The sequence below is a fragment of the Marinobacter nauticus genome (assembly GCF_003634635.1).
Taxonomy (GTDB): Bacteria; Pseudomonadota; Gammaproteobacteria; order Pseudomonadales; family Oleiphilaceae; genus Marinobacter; species Marinobacter nauticus.
The window spans coordinates 439,977-460,105 of record NZ_RBJB01000003.1; the positions used below are offsets into that span (position 1 = coordinate 439,977).

Consider the following 20,129-nt stretch of genomic DNA (forward strand, 5'->3'; position numbering starts at 1 on the left):
GACCGCAGCTCTGGTTGTGTTGTCCCTGCGGCTGATCAGCACACGTCAGGTGTTCTGAATCAATCAATAACAACAAATCGTCGAACGAACCGGGGCCAACATGTCTTTTCTCATTCCTGAGGCCAGAAAATCCCTCGCCTGCCTGAGCCTGATGGCCGGCGCCTCATTAGCCGTGCCTGCCATGGCCGAATTCCAGCCGCTGGATGACACAACCCTGGCGGGTGTGACTGGCCAGGCCGGTGTAACCATTGAACTGGAAACCAAACTCAATATTGATCACCTGATCTGGACCGATGAAGGCTCCCTGGGGGTCAACGGCCTGAGATTGTCCGGCCAGAACGATACCGTGCTGGACAACATGAAGCTGACGATTGATATCGCGGGCAGTGGCGAGGTTCTGGAGCACGGTTTCTCCGAGATAGCACGCCGCGCCAACGCTGGCCTGCTCGATACCAGTAATCCCGATGTCGCGGACGCGCTGGCGAAATATTCCGTCGGTGGCAGTTTCGGCAAACAGTTCGACAGCGGCGACCTGGTGATTCACCTGGGGGCCAGCGATTACGGCGACCCCACCAGCCTGACCGACTATCTGCAGGCGGTGGATTTCGAACTGGCCATCGACAGCATCACCACCACCGGCAGTGAAGGCAGTGCCAGTCTGTTCTCAAACATCCTGCTGCAGGGCTACATCGGCCCCACCGATCTGGTTATCCGCAATAACGGCAGCGTCACGCGCACCCTGGCCAATGGCAACGTGGTGTCCGGCTCCGAACTCCAGCTCGATACCCATTTCGAAATCAGCAACGGTAGCCTGAACTGGGACGCAGCCGACGTGATCCTGCTGTTCAACTTCGCCGCCGTTGGCATTGAAGGGCTACAGATCCATAACCGCCGTGGCGCCGATACCCTGGGGCACTTTGGTATGGCCCATGCCAAGGCCAACCTGTCCCGGGGCACCAGTGCCGCTTCTGGCAAAGAAGGCCTTTCTGTACACGATGTGGAATTCCGGGCTGATATCGATATGCCGGTATTCCGCATGGGTGACACCAGCATCGGCTCGGTCCAGTTCACAGACTTTGCCATCACCAACACCAATCTGATGGTTTACGGTCACTAAGCCAAACTGGACAAGCACTGCCCTGCACAGGGTACACTGCCCGCCACCAACAGACGGGCAGAGCATGACCAACAGCACTGACAGCAACTACCAGAAACGGACTTCCTGGCGACGGCTTACGGCCTTCGCCCTGTTGTTCCTGGTCATGACCGGCGCCGGCCTGTATGCGGTGTACGACCGCTTCGCCGGCCGCAGTTTCCAGTTCGACGATCGCCTGCTTTCTCCCACTCTGCTGTTGCCGGTCGCGGCCCTGCTGCTGATCTACTTCATGGCCGATGGTCTGCGCCTGCACTACACCCTCAAGGCGCTGGGGCACCGGCTGCCATTGCGCAAGATCTTCCGGCTGGTGTTCATTAATCTGTTTTTCTCCAACGTAACCCCCATGGCCACCGGGGGCGGGTTTGCCCAGATCTGGTATCTCACCCGCCATGGGGTGCCCGTGGCCCGCGCCACGGCGGCCACCACTATCCGCACGGTACTCGCGGTGGCATTCATTTTCTCACTGACACCGGTTTTTCTATTGAGCCTGGAGGCCCTGGACGGCGGCATCTGGTCGTCCGGTATCGGCACTGCACTGGCGGTGTTTGTGTCGCTCTATCTGGGATTCTTCGCCGTGCTGCTGTTCCGGACACGCTGGATGATCCTGCCGTTGAGCGCTCTTGTCGCGGGCCTGCGCAAGGCACACCTGATCAACCACCGCCGGCACGACCGCTGGCAGTTCAAATTACGGCGGGAAATGCTGCGGTTTGCCCTGTGTTTCAGCGAATACCTCCGGGGCGCGCCACGGGACGTACTGCTGTCGGTAGTGTTCACCGCCGTGTTCCTGCTCAGCCTGTTCAGTTTTCCCGCCCTGCTGATTCACGGCCTGGGCTATGAGGTGGATTACCTGACCACTCTTGGCTTGCTGGTGGTAACCACCTTCATCATGTATTTCTCCCCCACCCCCGGGGCCTCTGGCATATCGGAAGGCGTGTTCGGCAGCTTCTTCCGGGATATCCTGTCGGGCAATCACCTGGTGCTGGTCACCATTGCCTGGCGTTTTCTCACCATTTATCTCGGTATGATTATCGGTTTGCTGGTGATGCAGAGGGAACTGATCAAAAGCCACCGGAGGCCGGAATGATCCGTCGTAACCCGCTTAAACTGCTGTTCTATCTGTGCCTGGCCATTGTGGTGGCGCTGGTGGGCTACAAGGTATACCTGAATTTCTTCAAACAGGACTTTGAGGCCCTGCACAGCGAGCAGGTTGAACGCATCCACCAACGCACTCCGCCAGGCTCCGGTATCCGTTTTGCGGTGGTGGGCAACATCAACAATTCCGTGGGTATCTTCGAGCGCCGTTTTATCCCGACCCTGAATCAGGCCGGTGTGGACTTTCTGGTGTCGTCCGGCAATGCCGTGAGCGGCGGTGGCGAGGATAAATACCGGGCACTGTATGGCACCCTGAGCCACCTGGACATTCCCTATCTGCTCACCTTCGGCCCGCACGAATACGAGAATTTTGGCAGTTTCCGGTTTTATGATCATTTCGGGCCCCATTTCTACAGTGTGCGGGCCGGTAATACCCGGCTGATCTTCCTGGACAGCACCGGGAAAACGCCCTGGCGCTGGCAGATTCGCTGGCTCCGGGATCTTCTGGCCCACGACACCAGCAACGCACACATCCTGTTTATTGGCCACCCGCTTCTGCAACCGGAAACACCAGCCCTGTTCGACGATGAAGACGACTACCTGCAACCTCCCGCCTTCCGGGAGGAGCTGCTGCAGCTGATTCGGGAGCAAGGCATCGACCTGGTGTTTTCGGCCAACCTGTCGCTTTTTGACGAGCAGGTGGTGGATGGCACGCCCTACATCACCACCGGGGGTGCCGGCGGGCTGGTGCTGAATACGGAGGATAGCTTCTACCACTACGTGGACGTACGGGTCTCTCCAGACGGCGACGTCAGCTATCAGATGGAGCGTCTGGAAGTGGGCCAGCATCCGGTCTGGAAACGCCTGGAAAGCTTGTGGTTCTTTGTGTATTCCCTGTTCTACACCGGCTATCTGAACTTCATCCTGATCGTCTCGGTGTTTGTGGCACTGACCATCAAGCTTTACCAGATCATCTTCATCGGCAAGGATTACTACCCGGATTACGACCTGGACCCCACCCCGTGGCTCGAAAAGCCGTTGCGGGTCACCATGTTCACCAACAACTATCTGCCTTTCATTGGCGGGGTTCCGATTTCCATTGAACGGCTGCGCCGTGGCCTGGAACATCTGGGAGATAGTACCCAGATTGTCGCGCCTCGGTATCGCGACCAGCCCAGCCAGGAAGATGCGGTAGTGCGGGTACCCTCACTGCTGGCCATGGGCGAGAAACGGGAATTCCGTCTGGCCAATATTTTCCTGGCCCGTATCCGCAAGCAGGTGCGGGGCTTCCGGCCGGATGTGATTCACCTGCATCATCCGTTCTGGCTGGGTAGTCTGGGGCTGTTTATGGCCCGTCAGCTGCGTATTCCGGCCGTCTATACCTATCACACCCGTCTGGAGCACTACGCTCACTTTGTCCCCCTGCCCGGGATGCTGTTCCGGAACCTGATTTCCCACGCTCTGATCAAACGCTTCGCCAACCGCTGCGATGGCGTGATCGTGCCTACCTACTCCACCGAGGAATACCTGCGGATGATCGGGGTGACCACGCCCACCTTCGTACAACCCACCGGTATCGAGTACGAGCGTTTCCAGGCTGTGAAGCCCGCAGACGTGGAGGCACTCCGGAAAAAACTGGGGCTGAGCAACGAGAAGGTCTTTATCAGCGTGGCCCGGCTTTCCAACGAAAAGAACATCGACTTCATGATCGAAGCCATCGACCGGCTGCGGCAGGAAAGCGACGTGCCGTTCCGGTTTCTGATGATTGGCGATGGCCACCAGAGGGACCGGCTACAGAAGAAAATTGACAGCCTGGAGCTGGGCTCTCACTTTACCCTGGTGGGCGCGGTTCAGCCGGAGGAGATGGCGCTCTGGTACAACCTTGGCGATGCCTTCCTGTTCGCCTCCAAATCCGAGACCCAGGGCATGGTAATTCTGGAAGCCATGTCTGCCGGGCTGCCGGTGGTGGCGGTTCGCTCCAGCGGTATTGAAGATGTGGTTCGGGACGGCCTGAACGGCTACAAGACTCCGGAGAACCAGGCCCGCTGGATTGAGAAAGCCCGACAGCTGCTTGAGAACGACAAACTGCGCACCGAGCTGTCGGACAAAGCCCGGGCCTTTGCCGAGGATTATTCCATCGAGCAATTTGCCCGGGATGTCCGGGGCATTTACGCGACCAGCCTGGCTGCCCGGGAGAAACGTAACAAAACGTCTTCATGAGTACCTTGGGTGCATTGCTCTGATCGGTTTACACTGAATGAACGTAAGCGGTATCAGTAACGTCACTTTTGTGTATTGGAGAAGCCTGTGAGCGGTATACCGGTTGGCATCAGCACTTGCCTGTTGGGCAAGGAAGTTCGGCACGACGGCGGCCACAAACACTCCCGCTACTGCACTCAGGTGCTGGCAAAGCACTTCGAGTTCCGCTCTATCTGTCCGGAACTTGAAGCCGGCCTTGGCGTTCCCCGCCCCGCCATTCATCTGCGGGAGCATGAAGACGGTCTTCACCTGGTGGAAAGCAAGGGCAGCAAAGACCACACCGAAGGCATGCAGAACTTCATTGCCGACGTCCTACCCTCGCTGGCCAACCTTCGCGGCTACATCCTGATGGCGAAATCGCCCAGTTGCGGCATGGAGCGCATCAAGATTCACAACGCCGAAGGCAGTTTCATGCACAGGGATGGCCGCGGTATGTTCGCCGAAGCGCTGATGAAAGCCTACCCGCTGATGCCGGTGGAAGAGGAAGGCCGCCTGCACGATGACATGCTGCGGGAAAACTTCATTGAACGGGTATTTGCCTACGACGACTGGATGCAGAACGTGGCAGGCGAAAACCTGACCAAGCAGGCGCTGATTGATTTCCACACCCGCCACAAGTTCACGCTGCTGGCCCATTCAGAAAAGATCTACCGGCAACTTGGCCCGATGCTGGGCGACCTCAAATCCGAACCCCTGGAACAGATTGCCGACCGCTACATCCATCAGTTCATGGAAGCCATGACCCAACGGGTAAGCCGTGGTTCGCATGTGAATGCCATGCAGCATCTGCTGGGTTTTCTGAAAGAAGGCATGTCGGCCGAGGAAAAAACCGTGCTGCTGGAGCAGATCGAAGCCTACCGGCGCGGTGAGATACCTCTGGTGGTGCCCATGACGCTGCTGCGCCTGGCCCAACGTAAGGAACCGGTAGACTACCTGCACTCCCAGAAATACCTGACGCCCTACCCGGACGAACTGGGCCTGAGAAACAACGTGTAACCCCAAAAACAAACGGGGCAGAGGATTATTCCCCTGCCCCGTTTTTGTTTGTGGCTACCGGGTGTGTCAGAACCCGTACAGCAACGACAACGAGGTTTCTGTGTCAGTCTTTTCAGTACCGGCGGGCGCATCGGATACATGCTTTACCCGGAACGCCGCTTTCATCGACAGCGACCCCACGATACTGGTTTGCAGGGACGTTTCGGACTGGCTGATGGTGTTGTTCTCATCCAGTCCAATTTCGGTACTGAGCTTCTGCCGGAACAGGGCGGTGTCCGATAAGGCGTAGTCGAAATGGGCGGCTAATCTTGCGATCGCTTCCTTTTCAGCGTCGTCGCCATCGTCATTCACCTCTTCAAGCTTGTTATACCGATAACCCAGGCCTCCAGAAAGGTCGAGGAACGATCGCTCTCCCACCTGCCAGACTCGGTTTCCGTAACCAGTGCTCAAGGTAGACTCGAAGTCGTAACCGGAGAAACGATCGTCTTCCCAGGAACCTCTGACAAACCAGTATTGTTGCTCATCGAACTTGTAGTCGGATTCCAGCGCAACCTGATACTCCTCTGCCGTGGTTTCTTCATCGGCTTCAGTGTACCGGGAACTGAACTCGCCGGTATTCCGCCACATCGTTGTCTCATGTTTGAGAGCCAGCCGACCATTCACCTTGGTTTCTTCGGTGTTGCCAGAGGTCAGCAAAATGCCAAGCTCAGCCTCACCTTCGACGTTGCCGCTTTCCTGGGCCCAGGCCACGGGGGCCACCACCAGGCAGGCAACCGCCAGGGGTTTTCTGATCAACATACTGTCTCCTTACTCAGGGGCTGTTAATTCACAGCAGACTTACGCTGCTTTTCCCCCTCCAGACTCCTGCGCGCCTGAGCTTCCCGTTCGGCCTTCTTGCGGGCCTTTCGCTCAGCAATAATGCGTGCGGCCTCGCCGCCGACGTGTTCTTCTCCCCGCTCACGGGCCAGGCGCATCTGGCGCTCACGCTCCTTGAAACGGGCTTTCTGTTCTTCGGTCAGGCTGTCGATGCACTGATGGCAACTGACACCCTGTTCGTATTCCGGGCGCTGTTTGTCGGCCTCGGTAATCGGCCGGCGACAGGCGTGGCACTGGTCGTATTCGCCACGTTCCAGGTTGTGATTCACCGTTACCCGGTCGTCAAATACGAAACACTCACCCTGCCACAGACTCTGCTCCTGAGGAACCTCTTCCAGGTACTTCAGGATGCCGCCCTTGAGGTGATACACCTCTTCGAAGCCCTGCTCTTTCAGATAGGCCGTAGACTTCTCGCAGCGGATACCGCCGGTGCAGAACATGGCGACTTTCTTGTGCTTCTGCGGGTCGAGGTTCTGCTTCACATACTCAGGAAACTCGCGGAAGGTGTCAGTGGCCGGATTGACGGCGTTTTTGAAGGTACCGATCTCGACTTCGTACTGGTTACGGGTGTCGACCAGGACAACGTCCGGATCAGAGATCAGATCGTTCCATTGTTGCGGCTCCACGTAGGTGCCGACAATCCGCTTGGGGTCGATGCCATCGACGCCCATGGTGACGATTTCTTTCTTGAGTTTGACCTTGGTGCGTTTGAACGGCTGGATATCGACGAAGGATTCTTTGTAGTCGATGCCGTTGAAGCGGTCGTCTTTGCCAATCCACGCTTTCACAGCGTCGATGCCTTCTCGGCTGCCGGCGATGGTTCCGTTGATGCCTTCGCGGGCCAGCAGCAGGGTGCCGTGCACGCCTTTTTCCAGCATCAGGTTCAGCAAGGGCTGGCGTAGATCTTTGTAATCATTGAGGACCGCGAACTTGTAGAGTGCGCAGACGACGATTTCGTTGCTCATGGTTTTCTCCTGCGAGCCGGATCGTAAATCCGGAGCATGATTTGATATTTGTCACGGCCGGTGGGCGCGAGGGGGCAAAGTTTAATCAACCAGGCCCCCGATGCAAGTTGCGGATGGCCGCATTACTCCGCTTTGGCCAACTCCCGTTCTACAACCGCCGACAACTGGCCCCAGCCGGGCCGTGTCAACTGGATGTTGTCGACCATGACCGTGGGTGTGCTGGCGACCCGAAGCTGGACAGCCACTTGCAGGCTCTGTTCGACAGCTTCCCGGTGCAATTCGGTTTCCATGCAACGACGGAAGCGGCGTTCTTCCAGGCCGAGCTCATTGGCGTAGCGGGTGAAGGTGGCCGTCGGATCGTTGGAACCACTCCAGTCGATCTGGGAACCGTAAAGTTTGTCGTGCATGGCCCAGTACTGGTCCTGATCGCCCGCACAACGGGCGGCCAGGGCGGCGGGCATGGCGTTCTGGTGCTGGCGCAGAGGCAGGTCGAAATAGACGAAACGGACTTTACCGGACTCCACATATTCTTTCTTGAGGCGCTGGCTGGCTTCGGCGAAGCGGGCGCAGGCCGGGCACTGGTAGTCGGCGAACTCGCGGACGACAACCGGCGCGTCTTCGTTGCCAACGGAGACACCGTACTGGTCGACAATGGCCGGGAATTCGTCGGCGTTGGGGGCCGCCACGGGAAGTGCCTCGGAGCTGGGTGCCGGTGGTTTGGTGACGAAATACAGGCCGGCGATGACGGCCACCCCGATCACCAGTGACAGGACGATGATCAGTGATTTGCGGCGCTGCGTGTTGCGCGGCGAGGGGGCGCCGGTCTGTTTACGTCGTTTTGCTTCACCCATGACGGGCTCCTTGTCTGGAGGTTAATAACACACTATCTCAGAAAACCGGTTTCGCGGCTCTGCGGGAACAGGCTAAGATCCCCCATAGCTTGAGAAAGTTCCAATAAAAATCAAGGACTCAACATGCCAATTCCCGCACAGCTCCAAAATCAGCTTCGTCTTCCGTTAATTACCGCCCCCATGTTCCTGATTTCCTCACCCCGCCTGGCCCTTGCCTGTTGCAAAGCCGGCATCGTGGGCAGTTTTCCGGCCCTGAACCAGCGCAGCAGTGAGGGTTTCGAGCAATGGCTGGTGCAGATGAATGACGAGCTGGCGCAATGGCAAGCGCAGCAACCAAGCGCGACAACCGCGCCCTATGCCGTGAATCTGGTGGTTCACCGCACCAACCCGCGCTGGCAAGCGGATCTTGAGCTGTGCGTAAAGCATCAGGTGCCAATTGTCATTACCTCCCTGGGAGCGGCCAGTCAGGTGGTGGAAGCCGTGCACAGTTACGGCGGGCTGGTATTCCACGATGTCACCAATCAGAAACACGCCCGCAAGGCGGCGGAAGCCGGGGTGGATGGCATCATTGCGGTCAGCGCCGGCGCCGGTGGCCATGCCGGTACCACCAATCCGTTTGTACTGGTGCATGAAATCCGTGAGGTGTTCGATGGCACCATTTTGCTGGCCGGCGGTTTGTCGCACGGAGAGGATCTGTTGGCAGCCCAGGCACTGGGGGCGGATCTGGCCTATATGGGGACACGGTTTATCAATACCGAGGAATCCGAAGCAGAGGATGCCTACCGGAACATGATCATCGAAGCCGTATCAGCGGATATCATCCATACCCCGGCGGTGTCCGGTGTACCGGCCAGTTTTATGCGCCAGAGCCTGGAGGCCGCTGGCTTTGATATGCAGAAGCTGAACCAGGCCGGCGATGTGAATTACGGCGAGAAGCTCAAGCCCATGGACGATGAGGCCAAGGCCTGGAAGACCGTCTGGTCCGCCGGTCAGGGTGTGAGTCAGATTAACGATGTGGTGTCGGTTGAAGCACTGGTTCAGTGTCTGGAAGCGGAGTATCAGCAGGCCCGTTCACGCCTGATGGGATGATTCCGGATAGCGGTTGGCGAAGGCCTGAAGTTCCGGAAAGAAGGCCAGAAAATGTTCCTCCAGTTCCGATTCGTTGGCCCGGATTTCGTCGATGATGCCGGTAAACCGGTTGGCAAAGCGGATTCGGCTGGCCACGCGATCGAGGGCATAGCCGATGTTATCCAGATCCTGATAGGCGCCAAACCAGTCGTGTTCGACCATGCGGCGGGTCACCACAGCCATGTTGTCGGGCATAAGGGCCCGATGGCTTTGCAGTTCCTGATATACAGTCCGGATGAAGGTATCTTTATCCCAGTCGCTGAACTGCTCCCAGTGCCGGAGCAGGAAGTGGTCGTAGAGGATATCCAGGGCCACGCCGGCAAAGCGCCGGCGCTCCCTTGAGAACAGGCTTTTACTGGCCAGCACCTGCGGATGCTGATCGGTGAATACATCAACCGCCAGGTGGTGCCGCACGCCCTCGAGCACCGGCGACGGCACATGATCCCAGTCCAGTCCCCGGGTGAAATCCCCGAGAATACTGCCCACTCTCGCCTCCGGTGAGTCCGGGGCGAGGAAGGTGTGGGCGAGGTGGTTCATGGCTCAGTCTTCGCTTTCCAGTTCGATTTCATCGGCCACGAAGTTGCCCGGTGTTGGCTCACTATACTCTACCTCAAGTACCGGCCGCTGCCCGGCATCGAAGGCATCAATCAACTCGTCGCGGCTGGTGCCTTCGAACTGGGTATCTATCGTGGTTTGCACATCAATTCCCAGTACCGTAAACACGGTCCCCTGAACGTGCGTGAGCTGACCCTGGCTTTCATACTCGCGATCCGCCGCTGGCCCATTGTCTTCCTCATTGCGCTCAACCTTTATCGCTTCAAGCACAACGCCAGAGCCGGACTGCCGCTCAATACCTTCCACTTCTACCTGATAACTGCCGTTCAGGTCCGCCAGTTTCAGGCGCAGATCGCTGTCATCGTCGGTGATGATCGTCCGTGGCGTGAGCTGCACCAACACACCACCAATCCGGAAGGTCTGGTCGTTGAAGTTGAGCGTGTTGACGTCGAGGACACCGTCTACTGACGCGTTGCCTTCACGAGCTTCAATTTCTTCAGCCAGTACGGAGCCATTGTCCTGGAAATCCCCCTCAACCTGTATCAGCATGCCGGCGGTCAGATCCGAGGCCGACAAACCATCATCAAACTCGGTGTTGTCGTCGACAAAGACAATCAGGCCGTTGATGTGGAAGGATCGGGTCGATGCGTTGTAGTCGGTGCTCACGGGGCCTGAAAACTCAATGTCATCGCCGGAGCCCCGACGGTAGCGACGGGTTTCGCCTTCATCGATTTCCCGGGCAATCAATACGCCATTGGAGATCGTACCTTCGGCCTCCACCAGCAGAAGATCCGCCAGATCGGCTTCCGTCAGCGACCCGGCGAACGCGCTGTCAGTGTACGAGACCAACTGCCCGTTAATGCTGAACTGATTCAGATTCAGCTGCAATGAACCCTCGTCGATGCGGCCTTCAATCTCTACGTTGGTTTCATCCTGCGTCATCAAACCAATGTGGCTTGCCCGGTACCGACCGTTGGGGTCCGGTTCACGCCAGCCACTGATGCGCACGAAAGCGCCATCTGCCAGGGTTTCAAGCGCAATGTCCTTGAACACCGTCTGCTGGTCGGCAACCACAGTTTGCTCATAGATGGTGAACTGCACTGATTCGACCATACCGTCGGCATCCGGGGTCTGAATCAGATTGTCCACACGCCCACGGAAGGTATCGTCGTACTCGACCGACTCCGCATTCCCCCGGCCATCAACCCGCCACTCGCCTTCGATCCTCAGGATCATGCCTTCCTGTAACTGGTCTTCACGTTCAATGCCGTCATCACTGCTGACGCGACCATCCGTCTCAAACTTCACGCCATTGACGAAGACACTGCCGAAACCGGAAACCGGCCCAACGCTGGAGCCAGTGCCTCGGATGCCGCCGTCGGCAACGTCGACACCACCGCCACCACCGCCGCAGGCACTCAACACGCCGAGTGCGATCGGTGCGGCGGCCAGTTTCAGCATTCTGTGAAGCGTTACTGCTCTGAACATTGTTCTCTCCTGCAGGCCATCCGGGCCCGCCACTGATTGTCAGCTGTCGTTGTGGCGTCGTCGTAGCTTGTCGATGTCAACAAAATCATCGTAATTGCCCAGGCTCAGTGAACCGGTAGCACCCCAGGGAGCGTAAGCGCTTCTCTTTAACAGAACGTGACCGCTCTCCAGGGTTTCCACAATGCCCTTTCGAAGCAGTTCCGCAAGCACGACAGAAGGCACCAGGTTTGGGTTGGCGATTTGCACCAGATCAACAAAGGAATGGGGTTCATGGGGCGTTGCAAGCACCACCTTCGGGTGTTTCTGCTCATCCAGGAAATGCTCGGAACTCAGCCAGTATCTCACCACCTGACGGGCACCCGGCGAAAGCAGCATGCTGACCAGTTCGGTGGTTTGCCAGCGCGGGGGTTGTCCGGTCGGGACATTAAGAGCCATCATCATTCGTCTCCGCTCTTGTTCGTCTGAACCGGCTCTTCAAAATAGAAAATGCTGACGCCGGTCCGTACCGATTCGCCGCCCTCCTGGCCGGATACTCCCCGGTCGTGAGGCCCTAACCAGCTGTCCAGATCTTCCAGCAGGGCCTGGGACTGCCTTGCGGCTTGTTCACGCCACGCAGTAATCACCTCAGGTGGTATTTCATTATAGGTCAGGGTGCGCTGGAACAGCGGCTCACGCCCGACATCCCGACTCACCAGATTGTGATCAATAGTGGCTACAAGATCAGATACGTCTTCTCCGAAGATCTGGAGCATTTCTTCGCTGTCTCCGGCCGGCACATACGCCCGCTGTTTCAGGATCAGGAACCCACTATCCGGTTCAACCGCGACTACCCCCACCCGCTGGAGCTCATCCAGTACCGCTCTGGGGGTCATATCGCCACTGTATTTTCGAACCAGCTCACTGAAGCTCCCGGCGCCCTCGAATGCCAGTACCGCGGGCTGTCCATTCGCTGCCTGATAGGTCTCATCGTGCACCCATCCGGACACCACACGCGAAGCGCGATTGGCATGAGAGGTTCGTTCACTGACCGGGCTTTGCCCCGCCAATATCTCTCGTTGTTTTCGCACTTCTTTGCGGGTCAGGCCTGTCATCACTGCCGCTCTGGAATCGGTTGGTTTGCGGCGCCCGTCAGAGAAATCCTCCAGCGCAGCCTCCACATACGCCCTTTTCACCAGCTCAGAGAATTCGCCGAACGGAACGCCATTGCGCAACAGCAGTCTGGCCATCGGGCGCAAAATGCGGAACAGCGCTTGGTGCAGGGGATTGGATTTGGCATCAGTCATGTTTGGGATTGTATTCCCATCTTGCCCCGGAAAACCAGACACAGGTTGCGGTATCCCCCGCAACCCGTGTCCTTCGACCTCAGTTTTCGGGGTTTGCGGTCAACACATACTCTCCGCCGATGGTCTGGTCGTACTCAACCTCGGCTTCATCACCAACCTGAAGGCCCGCAACGCTGAAGCCATTCAGCAAGATTTCAAGATTCATCACCGTCAGTGACGTATCAGAAATGGCATCGATTCTGGCCTCCAGCTCAAAGTTTTCATCTTCGTCGCTGTCTTCCCGCTCAATGGTGAAGGCTTCAAGGTGATCAGTACGCTGACGACCTTCCACCTCAACATAGTCCCCAACGCTGAAGGCGTTGATGTCATCAACCCGATTACGCAGGTCGTTATCGCTGTCATCGTCGTCGATCAGGGTATTGGCGGTGAGTTGAACGCGAACGCCACTGACCACCAGCAATTCATTGTCCAGATCGATCTGCTGGATGATGCCGTCCAGTTCCGCATCGCCTTCCCGGCCTTCCATTTCTTCCGCCAGCAGGGTGTTGTTGCGGAAATCACCCTCGACTTTCACGAACACGCCATCCTGGAGGCTGCCCTCGCTGATGTCGTCAAACTCAGTCTCAGCATTCAGTTGAACCAGCACGCCATTAATCCGGAAGGTGCGGGCAGACGCATCGAAATCGTAGATATCACCGGAAATTTCAACGTCGTCGTTATCGTCAAACAGGTCGTCCTCATCATCAATTTCTTCGGCGAGCAGGACATCGCCGTCTGCGTTGAGCTGACCTTCCACTTCAACCGCGAGCCCGTTCTCCAGTTGGTCCAGACTGAAATCGTCATCCGCGACCGCGCTGGTGTAATCCACTGTAAAACCGTTGATGGTGAAGGTCTGCAACTGCGCATCCAGGTTCTGGACCACGCCTTCAAGTTCAGCCTCATTCACATCGTCAAAATCCGAGCCCAGCAGACGAGCACCCACGAAGCTGGCCCGGAAGCTGCCGTCATCCAGCCGCCAGCCGCTTACCCGAACCCGATAATTGGCAGGCGCGGCCGCAAGCTCAACCGGTGTGGCTCCGCGGAATACCGTCTGGTTGTTAAGCACAACCAACTGCCCCAGCAACTCCAGCTGTCCGGTGCTGGCGGTGGCATCCCAGGTTGCCGCAACCAGCGGCCCCCTCAGGGTGTCGTCATAGAACACAGCGTCGGCCTGGCCCTGGCCCCGCTCGTCCCAGCCACCTTTGATTTTCAGCACCATGCCTTTTTCAAGCTGGCCCTCACGCTCAATGCCGTCGTCACTGCTAACGCTGCCATCGGTCGCAAACCGGATTCCGTTGACATACACGCTACCAAAACCGGTCACCGCACCAACACTGGTGCCCTCGGCATTGCCACTTGCACCTACTGAACCGGAGGAGCCGGAGCCACCGCCACCACAGGCGGCCAGGCCGCCGGCCAAGGTACCAACCAGAACCAACTTGATCGCTTTTGAAAGTCCGTTGCGCTTCATCTTCCTTCTCCCGACTGATTTGACAGAATCCGGCGCGTTTTTTCAGCACCACAATAATTGGGATATTTTTCCCAATTCATTAAATGGGAAAATAATCCCAAATTTTGAATTTGTCCAGTCAGGAAAGATGAAAATTTCGTGAATCGTTTCTGGAAACGTGTCCGGGTCTGCTAGACCCGGAACTGGGATGCCTTTGTTTGCAGGGCCGACAGGGTGCTTGCGATCTCACCGCTGGCCTCGTCCGAGTGCGTTATGGAATCAACGGTTTCCCGGGAGGAATCGGCGATTTCACGCACGCTGACGCTGACTTCGCTGGCGTGCCCACTCTGATCTTCCGCCACCCCGGAGATCTCAAGGGCCCGCTGCTGAAGGCTGGCCAGCAGTTGGTTAATGCGGTCGAAGTGCTCGTCGGCCCGGTGGAACTCCGTCGAGGATTCCGCGACCTGACCGGACACATCGTTAATGGTGCTGACGGCCTGACGACTGCCTTGCTGCAACCGTTCGATAATGACCTGAATCTCGGTGGTCGACTCCTGGGTTCGGCTGGCCAGAGTGCGTACTTCATCAGCCACGACCGCAAACCCTCGACCGGACTCGCCAGCCCGCGCCGCTTCGATGGCGGCGTTCAGTGCCAGCAGGTTGGTCTGCTCCGCGATAGCTCCGATCACGGACAGTACCGAGCCAATCTCTTTACTCTGGGTATCCAACTGATTGACCGCCGCGACCGCCTGCTCAACGTTCCGCACGACGCTGTCGAGACGATCACGCACTTCACGGGAGATCTCCGCCGTGGCCGCACTTTCGGCGCTGACATTCCGGACTTCGCCGGCGATATCCTGCACATCACCGGCGACTTCGGAAATGCTGCGCGACATCATCTCCATGGTGCCGGAAACCTGTGCGACACCCTGCTCCTGACGATTCACCGCGGCCACGGCGCAGCGACTGATATCCCGCTGGGCCTGCGCCTGGCCGGCGGCGGACTCTGCCGACGCCTTGACGTCTGAGACCAGTTCCTGGATCCGAGCAATAAACCGGTTTACTCCGTGCCCCATTTCGGTCAGTTCGTCATTGCCTTTAAGGGAGACTCTCCGGGTGAGATCGGCTTCGCCATCGGCAATCCCCCAGATCGCCTGGCTAAGGCGGTAAACCCTGGGCAGCACGCCGCCGCCCAGCACCAGAGCCACAAGCACAATCAGGGTTACGACCGACACCACCGCCAGAAGCGACAGCTTGGTGGACAGGCTCTCGGCTTCGTCATTCAATGCCTGCACGGTGTTATTCATGCTCGTGCGGGTTTCTGTGTCCATGGCTGCGAGCTGCTGTTGTAACCGCTGGTTCACCTGCTCCGTTTCGGTGCCAAGTGTCTCCCTGAGTGCATCAATACTGCCCGCAATGGTTGCTCCGAATTCCGCCTCTAGCTGAGTCAGGTCACGATTGATGCCCTCAAGCGACAACCCAAGTTTCAGCTCTCCAATGGCCGAACCCTGTGGCGCAATATCCGCGCTGATGATCACCACATCGGGATCCCGGCTGGCAGCATCCAGGACCCGATTTGCAGCACCACGACCTTCCCCCTGCTCCATAAGAGTGCGAACACGATCGTCCGTGCGATCCACATAGCGGGTCAGACGTTCACCGTATTGATCGTAGTAAATCGCAAACAGAACAGACTCTCTGGCATCAGCCAGTTCCACCAGATCGGTCAGGCGGGGGATGTCACGATCCCAGATCAGAGGGGCAGCGACGGCAGCCAGCACCTCAGCGAGCCCCTGGGCTTCCGCCATAACGGCTGTACGAACATTACCGGCCACACGCTCCTGCTGCTCGGTCTGCTGGCGAGTGAGTTCCGCGGAGAGTTCGTCGGTGGTTTTCTGGCGCATGCGCTCAAGCCGGCCCCGGACATCTTCCCGGGTTTCACCAAACGAGGCGCTGACATTATTGCTGCTGGCCTCCAGCGCTGTGCCTGCGGTTTCGACCAGCCGCTCAACCTGGTTCGATATCAACCATTGGCTGACGACGACCTGAATCAGGCCAGCGACCAGAAGCACAATGAACACCGGCCGCAACAGACGACTGGTCACGAGGTGTTTGAAAAAGCGTATGGACATAGGGACTCCGCTAGTGTTCGCGCGCAAAGCATCCTGCACACCGACAGCCGGCTCCCTGCCGAGTTTCTGTCTTTATGTATAGCAAAAGGCGGGCCTATGTGGGCAGCAATCCAGGCTCTGGAGTGAACTTCGCCGACCCGACAGCGTATATGCTGGAACACTGAACAAGAGGAGAAGCCAGCCATGCTGGGATTTCTGAAGGGCGACCCGAAGAAAAAACTGCAGAAAGCCTATGAGGAAAAGCTCGCCAAGGCGCTGCATGCACAGCGCAATGGCGATTTGCGTAGTCACGGCACGCTGATGGAGGAGGCGGAGAAAATCTACGCCGAAATACAGGCACTGGAAAAGTCCGGGCGCTGATACAGGCGTTCAGCCCCCGGGACAGTAATACGGCTACTCGCCCATCAGTTGACGAATGCGCTGGTTCAGACGGTCCACCTCCCGCCGCATGTCCTGGACTTCGTCCAGCAGCTCCAGCGACATCGCCAGCCCGGGCAGGTTCAGTTTGAGATCCCGCTGCAGGCGCAGCGCTTTCTGCAGGCGACTCAGCGCGGCCACGTCGAATTGCCACTGGCGCATTTCCGGCACCTCGTCCAGTGGCGCGATGACTCCATAATCCACCAGTTTGATCACAAACTCTGCATGGCAGTTCCCGCGTTCGCAGATTTCCCGAAGCGAGAAGGTGCTGCCATCGGTGTCGGTGACTTCCACCGTCAGAATCCGGTCTTTGCTCGTCATGTTCGCCTCCCTCACACGTGCAGCTTGCTGCGCGGATTAAAGCCTTTCTCCAGCTCAGCCAGCTTCTCGTAGAGTGCTTCAGCTTCCGCCGTGTGCTGTTCCGGCATGGCCACTTGTAGTACCACAATCTGGTCGCCCGGATGTTTACCCGGGAAGCCTTTGCCCTTGAGCCGGAGTTTGCGCCCGCTGGTGGCCCCTTTCGGTACCTTCACATTCACCTTTCCGCTCACCGTTGGCACTGTGACCGTTGCCCCCAAGGCGGCTTCCCACGGCGAAATGGGCACGGTAACCAGCACATCCCGGCCCTCAATACTGAAGTGCGGGTGGGGCGCCAGTTCCACTTCGATAAACAGATCGCCAGGCTCACCTCCACCAATTCCGGGTGCGCCCTGGCCCTTCAGCCGGATATGCTGCCCTTCCCGCATGCCCGCAGGGATTTTTACTTTCAGGGTTTTCTGACGTGGTATCAGGCGGCCCTGGTCATCAGGTTCATGAACCGTAAACGACACCTGTTTCTCGCAACCGTTAAAGGCCTCTTCAAGAAACAGGGCCAGCCGGGCATGCACATCCTCACCCCGCATTCTCATGCTCTGGCGAAAACCGCCACCACCGAAGCCCCCACGCCGGCCGCCGCCGAAGATTTCCTCAAAAAAATCACTGAACTGACGAGCGTCGGCCTCTGTGTATCCTCCGCCGCCAAAGCCGGAGGCACTCTGCCAGCCCGGTGGCGGCTGGAATGAACCATCGTCTCGGGTACCGTACTTGCGCAACTGGTCGTACTCGGCCCGTTTCTCGGGGTCCTTCAGTACTTCATACGCTTCGCCCACATCTTTAAAACGGTCGCTCGCATCGGCCTCTTTGCTGACATCCGGGTGGTACTTCCGCGCCAGCTTACGGTAGGCCTTCTTGATTTCCTCGGGCGTGGCAGACTCACTCACACCGAGGACGGCGTAATAGTCTTTGAAATCCATGGCGCTCCTCGCATCTGAGCAAATAGGTTTCTCTGACTACCTATATTTGACGCTGATGGAAAAAATACAAGCCAGTGCTCACCGCCACTTGAGACAGGTCAAGCACTGAGAGGCGGTTCACAATGACCGACTGATGGCCGGATCTGACAACTGCGGAGCCTCTTCTCCCATTCTGCAAACCGGCGCCTATGGACGATATTGAAAGGGCAGTACCCATAGACGGACCGTCTATCCCTTACACAAGGAGTTCAAACAATGACAATTAATGAACACCGTTCGTTCCTGCCCGATCTCCTGGGCAAAACCCTCAAACCAGCCATGGCACTTGGCGCGGCACTGCTGTTTACCGGCTGCAGTGAACTCGGCTATCTGCTCAGTAACGACAAGGTGACCGACGCCGATAACGACCAGGTCGTTTTCGTTGGCGATTCCATCTTTGCCCTCTCCGGTGAAATCCAGAATCAGCTGGAAGCCAAAGCCGGCGAGACTTTCCGGCGCTACACGGTCTCCGGTGCAGAGCTGTCCGGTGAGCTGATTGCCCCGTCTATTCCCAATCAGTTCCGGGAAGCCGTCACCGACAACCCGGATATCAAAACCATTGTCGGTGATGCCGGCGGGAACGACATTCTGATTCCTGCAATTGCCTTCAACTCCAACAACTGCAAGACACCCTGGTGGCGCTTCGGGCGCCTTAGCCAGCAATGCCGGGATTTCATCGATGATATCTATGTGGAAGGCGTGGATTTCCTGAACGAGATGGCGGAGGCCGGCGTTCAGAAGGGCATTCTTACCGGCTACTACTACACCAAGAACGGCCTGTTCCGGCTGGACGACATGAAAGAGGCGGTGGACTACGGTAATGCCACACTGGCCAAGGCCTGCGAGAACTCGGTACTGGACTGCACATTTGTGGATCCGCGCTGGGTAATCAACGACCGCGACATCATTTTTGATGGTATCCACCCGGCGGATAGCGGTTCGAAAAAGATCGCTGATCTGATCTGGCCGAAACTGCAACCGCTCCTCTGAGCCCAGGTGTCCCGGCCGAACGGCGGCCGGGACCGCATTCGGCAAAATCAATAGCAGGGCCGCAGCAATGAAACCACTCAATTCCGTATTGGCGCTCGGTGCCCTGGCCTTAGTGATTGCGGGCGGTTTTCATTACTGGCCCGAGTCATCAGAGCCGGCGGCTATGCAAGCACCCAATAGTTCCACCCCCTCGCGTGCAGCAGCGACGCCCACCACCGAGCCAACCCAAAGCGGCGACCAACGCGTTGTTGAACTGGCCGTTAAGTACCTGGAACTGTACGGCGACACCATCACCGAGCCGGCCACCCAGGCACGTCTGTATAACGAACGCCGAAACCTGTTGGCGCGTTATCCGGATTCCGGTGACGAGCTTTTCCAGTCTGCCATCACCACGGCCTTTCCAGAACTGGCCGACAGCATTTTCGCGTTATTGGCCAAGCTGGACCTGTACAACCGATGGCTCGACAATCACGAGCTTCGTTTACAGGGGTTGCCGGACATGGAACGCTACGCCGAGCTCTGGCAGCAACGCGAAGCGATTTTCGGCCCCCTGGCAAGCCAGATCTGGGCCGAGGAGCAGAACCCGGTGGAAGCCAAATCGGACCAGTTCCAGCAGACTCTGGCGCGGCTGGACCAGGCCAACCAGATGCCACTGACCGAACTGGCTCACCAGCTACAGACCACCGCAGACGAACTCTATGGTGCCGATCTGGCCCGGCAACTGGCGGGTTCCGGTGCGACCGGCCACGCCCTGTTCTCCATGGACAGCGTTCAACAGCAACTCGCCAGCCTGCCTGCAGACAAACGCCAGCAAGCCATCAACGCTCTGCGCCGCCAGATAGGCTACTCCGAAGAGGCCGTTCGCCAGTTGGCCGAGGAAGACCAGCGCCGGGAGGAAAAATGGCAGAAAGGCAAAGCTTATATGGCCGAAAGACGCGCCCTGGAGAACCGCCTGAACGGCGATCAACTGGAGGCCGCGTTAACGGATCTTCGCCAGGAGCATTTCGGGTTTTCTGCCCCGACCATCGAGCGGGAGGAAGAAGAGGGATTTTTCCGGTTTGAACGTGAACGTCGCTACGGCTTGAATTAGCAAGCTAATATCCATCCTCATAATCGCTTAT

The 20,129-nt window shown here is 57.9% G+C and carries 19 protein-coding genes; 8 read left to right on the top strand and 11 right to left on the bottom strand.

Translation table 11 applies throughout. The features are described 5' to 3' along the window. Nucleotides 1-100 precede the first annotated feature (100 nt). The 4 genes from C7436_RS08000 to C7436_RS08015 all read left to right on the top strand — a co-directional run bounded on the left by C7436_RS08000 (nucleotide 101) and on the right by C7436_RS08015 (nucleotide 5,503). Nucleotides 101-1,117 (top strand): DUF6160 family protein, encoded by a 1,017-nt coding sequence (locus C7436_RS08000; RefSeq protein WP_121207367.1) that lies wholly within the window; start codon nucleotides 101-103, stop codon nucleotides 1,115-1,117. 64 nt (nucleotides 1,118-1,181) lie between these two features. After that, nucleotides 1,182-2,240 carry a lysylphosphatidylglycerol synthase transmembrane domain-containing protein gene (locus C7436_RS08005; protein ID WP_011786450.1) on the top strand — a complete coding sequence of 353 codons (1,059 nt, stop codon included), beginning with the start codon at nucleotides 1,182-1,184 and terminating at the stop codon, nucleotides 2,238-2,240. Next, entirely contained in the window at nucleotides 2,237-4,468 is a 2,232-nt protein-coding gene (locus tag C7436_RS08010) for a glycosyltransferase (protein ID WP_121207369.1), read from the top strand. The genes C7436_RS08005 and C7436_RS08010 overlap by 4 nt, the downstream gene beginning before the upstream one ends. 87 nt (nucleotides 4,469-4,555) lie before the next feature. Next, the gene (locus tag C7436_RS08015) at nucleotides 4,556-5,503 is read left to right on the top strand and encodes a YbgA family protein (RefSeq protein WP_121207901.1); all 948 of its coding nucleotides are present in this window, start codon (nucleotides 4,556-4,558) and stop codon (nucleotides 5,501-5,503) included. 66 nt (nucleotides 5,504-5,569) lie between these two features. Here the strand turns inward: C7436_RS08015 and C7436_RS08020 are convergent, their stop codons facing one another. The 3 genes from C7436_RS08020 to C7436_RS08030 form a co-directional block, all read right to left on the bottom strand. Next, nucleotides 5,570-6,301: a DUF481 domain-containing protein gene (locus C7436_RS08020; RefSeq protein WP_121207371.1), complete on the bottom strand. Its 732-nt coding sequence runs from the start codon at nucleotides 6,299-6,301 to the stop codon at nucleotides 5,570-5,572. Between the two features lie 23 nt (nucleotides 6,302-6,324). Continuing rightward, complete coding sequence (gene trhO, locus C7436_RS08025; protein ID WP_011786454.1) at nucleotides 6,325-7,344, bottom strand: oxygen-dependent tRNA uridine(34) hydroxylase TrhO; 1,020 nt, start codon at nucleotides 7,342-7,344, stop codon at nucleotides 6,325-6,327. Between the two features lie 122 nt (nucleotides 7,345-7,466). Then, the gene (locus tag C7436_RS08030) at nucleotides 7,467-8,195 is read right to left on the bottom strand and encodes a DsbA family protein (RefSeq protein ID WP_121207373.1); all 729 of its coding nucleotides are present in this window, start codon (nucleotides 8,193-8,195) and stop codon (nucleotides 7,467-7,469) included. A gap of 123 nt (nucleotides 8,196-8,318) precedes the next feature. On the opposite strand from C7436_RS08030, the gene C7436_RS08035 reads away from it, so the two are divergent. Further along, nucleotides 8,319-9,284 carry an NAD(P)H-dependent flavin oxidoreductase gene (locus C7436_RS08035; protein WP_121207375.1) on the top strand — a complete coding sequence of 322 codons (966 nt, stop codon included), beginning with the start codon at nucleotides 8,319-8,321 and terminating at the stop codon, nucleotides 9,282-9,284. Here C7436_RS08035 and C7436_RS08040 read toward each other — a convergent pair. From C7436_RS08040 to C7436_RS08065, 6 genes are all read right to left on the bottom strand, one after another. Further along, the gene (locus C7436_RS08040; RefSeq protein ID WP_121207377.1) at nucleotides 9,267-9,860 is read right to left on the bottom strand and encodes an acyl carrier protein phosphodiesterase; all 594 of its coding nucleotides are present in this window, start codon (nucleotides 9,858-9,860) and stop codon (nucleotides 9,267-9,269) included. The two genes, C7436_RS08035 and C7436_RS08040, sit on opposite strands and share 18 nt — an antisense overlap. A gap of 3 nt (nucleotides 9,861-9,863) precedes the next feature. After that, nucleotides 9,864-11,366 (bottom strand): DUF5666 domain-containing protein, encoded by a 1,503-nt coding sequence (locus tag C7436_RS08045; protein WP_121207378.1) that lies wholly within the window; start codon nucleotides 11,364-11,366, stop codon nucleotides 9,864-9,866. Between the two features lie 39 nt (nucleotides 11,367-11,405). Further along, nucleotides 11,406-11,807 (bottom strand): hypothetical protein, encoded by a 402-nt coding sequence (locus tag C7436_RS08050; protein WP_022992423.1) that lies wholly within the window; start codon nucleotides 11,805-11,807, stop codon nucleotides 11,406-11,408. Then, the gene (locus C7436_RS08055) at nucleotides 11,804-12,649 is read right to left on the bottom strand and encodes a DUF6502 family protein (protein ID WP_121207380.1); all 846 of its coding nucleotides are present in this window, start codon (nucleotides 12,647-12,649) and stop codon (nucleotides 11,804-11,806) included. Before C7436_RS08055 ends, C7436_RS08050 begins: the two co-directional genes overlap by 4 nt. A gap of 79 nt (nucleotides 12,650-12,728) precedes the next feature. Next, nucleotides 12,729-14,159 (bottom strand): DUF5666 domain-containing protein, encoded by a 1,431-nt coding sequence (locus tag C7436_RS08060; protein WP_121207382.1) that lies wholly within the window; start codon nucleotides 14,157-14,159, stop codon nucleotides 12,729-12,731. A 170-nt stretch (nucleotides 14,160-14,329) separates the two neighbouring features. After that, complete coding sequence (locus C7436_RS08065; RefSeq protein WP_121207384.1) at nucleotides 14,330-16,270, bottom strand: methyl-accepting chemotaxis protein; 1,941 nt, start codon at nucleotides 16,268-16,270, stop codon at nucleotides 14,330-14,332. Nucleotides 16,271-16,453: 183 nt separating this feature from the next. On the opposite strand from C7436_RS08065, the gene C7436_RS08070 reads away from it, so the two are divergent. Further along, the gene (locus C7436_RS08070) at nucleotides 16,454-16,630 is read left to right on the top strand and encodes a DUF6435 family protein (protein ID WP_011786463.1); all 177 of its coding nucleotides are present in this window, start codon (nucleotides 16,454-16,456) and stop codon (nucleotides 16,628-16,630) included. A gap of 33 nt (nucleotides 16,631-16,663) precedes the next feature. On the opposite strand, the gene C7436_RS08075 is transcribed toward C7436_RS08070, so the two are convergent. Both C7436_RS08075 and C7436_RS08080 read right to left on the bottom strand, forming a co-directional pair. Further along, nucleotides 16,664-17,008: a chaperone modulator CbpM gene (locus C7436_RS08075; RefSeq protein WP_121207385.1), complete on the bottom strand. Its 345-nt coding sequence runs from the start codon at nucleotides 17,006-17,008 to the stop codon at nucleotides 16,664-16,666. 11 nt (nucleotides 17,009-17,019) lie between these two features. Then, nucleotides 17,020-17,979 carry a DnaJ C-terminal domain-containing protein gene (locus C7436_RS08080; protein ID WP_121207387.1) on the bottom strand — a complete coding sequence of 320 codons (960 nt, stop codon included), beginning with the start codon at nucleotides 17,977-17,979 and terminating at the stop codon, nucleotides 17,020-17,022. A 255-nt stretch (nucleotides 17,980-18,234) separates the two neighbouring features. Here C7436_RS08080 and C7436_RS08085 point away from each other — a divergent pair, with 255 nt between their 5' ends. Next, entirely contained in the window at nucleotides 18,235-19,008 is a 774-nt protein-coding gene (locus tag C7436_RS08085) for an SGNH/GDSL hydrolase family protein (protein ID WP_011786466.1), read from the top strand. Nucleotides 19,009-19,075: 67 nt separating this feature from the next. Next, nucleotides 19,076-20,098, top strand: coding sequence for a hypothetical protein (locus C7436_RS08090; RefSeq protein WP_121207389.1), 1,023 nt, complete (start codon nucleotides 19,076-19,078; stop codon nucleotides 20,096-20,098). Nucleotides 20,099-20,129: the final 31 nt, after the last annotated feature.

Bases quoted from the DNA above. Each gene is read 5' to 3' on its own strand.
- C7436_RS08055 (WP_121207380.1), bottom strand. From the start codon at position 12,649: ATGACTGATGCCAAATCCAATCCCCTGCACCAAGCGCTGTTCCGCATT.
- C7436_RS08035 (WP_121207375.1), top strand. From the start codon at position 8,319: ATGCCAATTCCCGCACAGCTCCAAAATCAGCTTCGTCTTCCGTTAATT.
- C7436_RS08005 (WP_011786450.1), top strand. From the start codon at position 1,182: ATGACCAACAGCACTGACAGCAACTACCAGAAACGGACTTCCTGGCGA.
- C7436_RS08045 (WP_121207378.1), bottom strand. From the start codon at position 11,366: ATGTTCAGAGCAGTAACGCTTCACAGAATGCTGAAACTGGCCGCCGCA.
- C7436_RS08065 (WP_121207384.1), bottom strand. From the start codon at position 16,270: ATGTCCATACGCTTTTTCAAACACCTCGTGACCAGTCGTCTGTTGCGG.
- C7436_RS08075 (WP_121207385.1), bottom strand. From the start codon at position 17,008: ATGACGAGCAAAGACCGGATTCTGACGGTGGAAGTCACCGACACCGAT.
- C7436_RS08000 (WP_121207367.1), top strand. From the start codon at position 101: ATGTCTTTTCTCATTCCTGAGGCCAGAAAATCCCTCGCCTGCCTGAGC.
- C7436_RS08090 (WP_121207389.1), top strand. From the start codon at position 19,076: ATGAAACCACTCAATTCCGTATTGGCGCTCGGTGCCCTGGCCTTAGTG.
- C7436_RS08010 (WP_121207369.1), top strand. From the start codon at position 2,237: ATGATCCGTCGTAACCCGCTTAAACTGCTGTTCTATCTGTGCCTGGCC.
- C7436_RS08050 (WP_022992423.1), bottom strand. From the start codon at position 11,807: ATGATGATGGCTCTTAATGTCCCGACCGGACAACCCCCGCGCTGGCAA.
- C7436_RS08030 (WP_121207373.1), bottom strand. From the start codon at position 8,195: ATGGGTGAAGCAAAACGACGTAAACAGACCGGCGCCCCCTCGCCGCGC.
- trhO (WP_011786454.1), bottom strand. From the start codon at position 7,344: ATGAGCAACGAAATCGTCGTCTGCGCACTCTACAAGTTCGCGGTCCTC.
- C7436_RS08085 (WP_011786466.1), top strand. From the start codon at position 18,235: ATGACAATTAATGAACACCGTTCGTTCCTGCCCGATCTCCTGGGCAAA.
- C7436_RS08060 (WP_121207382.1), bottom strand. From the start codon at position 14,159: ATGAAGCGCAACGGACTTTCAAAAGCGATCAAGTTGGTTCTGGTTGGT.
- C7436_RS08040 (WP_121207377.1), bottom strand. From the start codon at position 9,860: ATGAACCACCTCGCCCACACCTTCCTCGCCCCGGACTCACCGGAGGCG.
- C7436_RS08070 (WP_011786463.1), top strand. From the start codon at position 16,454: ATGCTGGGATTTCTGAAGGGCGACCCGAAGAAAAAACTGCAGAAAGCC.
- C7436_RS08020 (WP_121207371.1), bottom strand. From the start codon at position 6,301: ATGTTGATCAGAAAACCCCTGGCGGTTGCCTGCCTGGTGGTGGCCCCC.
- C7436_RS08080 (WP_121207387.1), bottom strand. From the start codon at position 17,979: ATGGATTTCAAAGACTATTACGCCGTCCTCGGTGTGAGTGAGTCTGCC.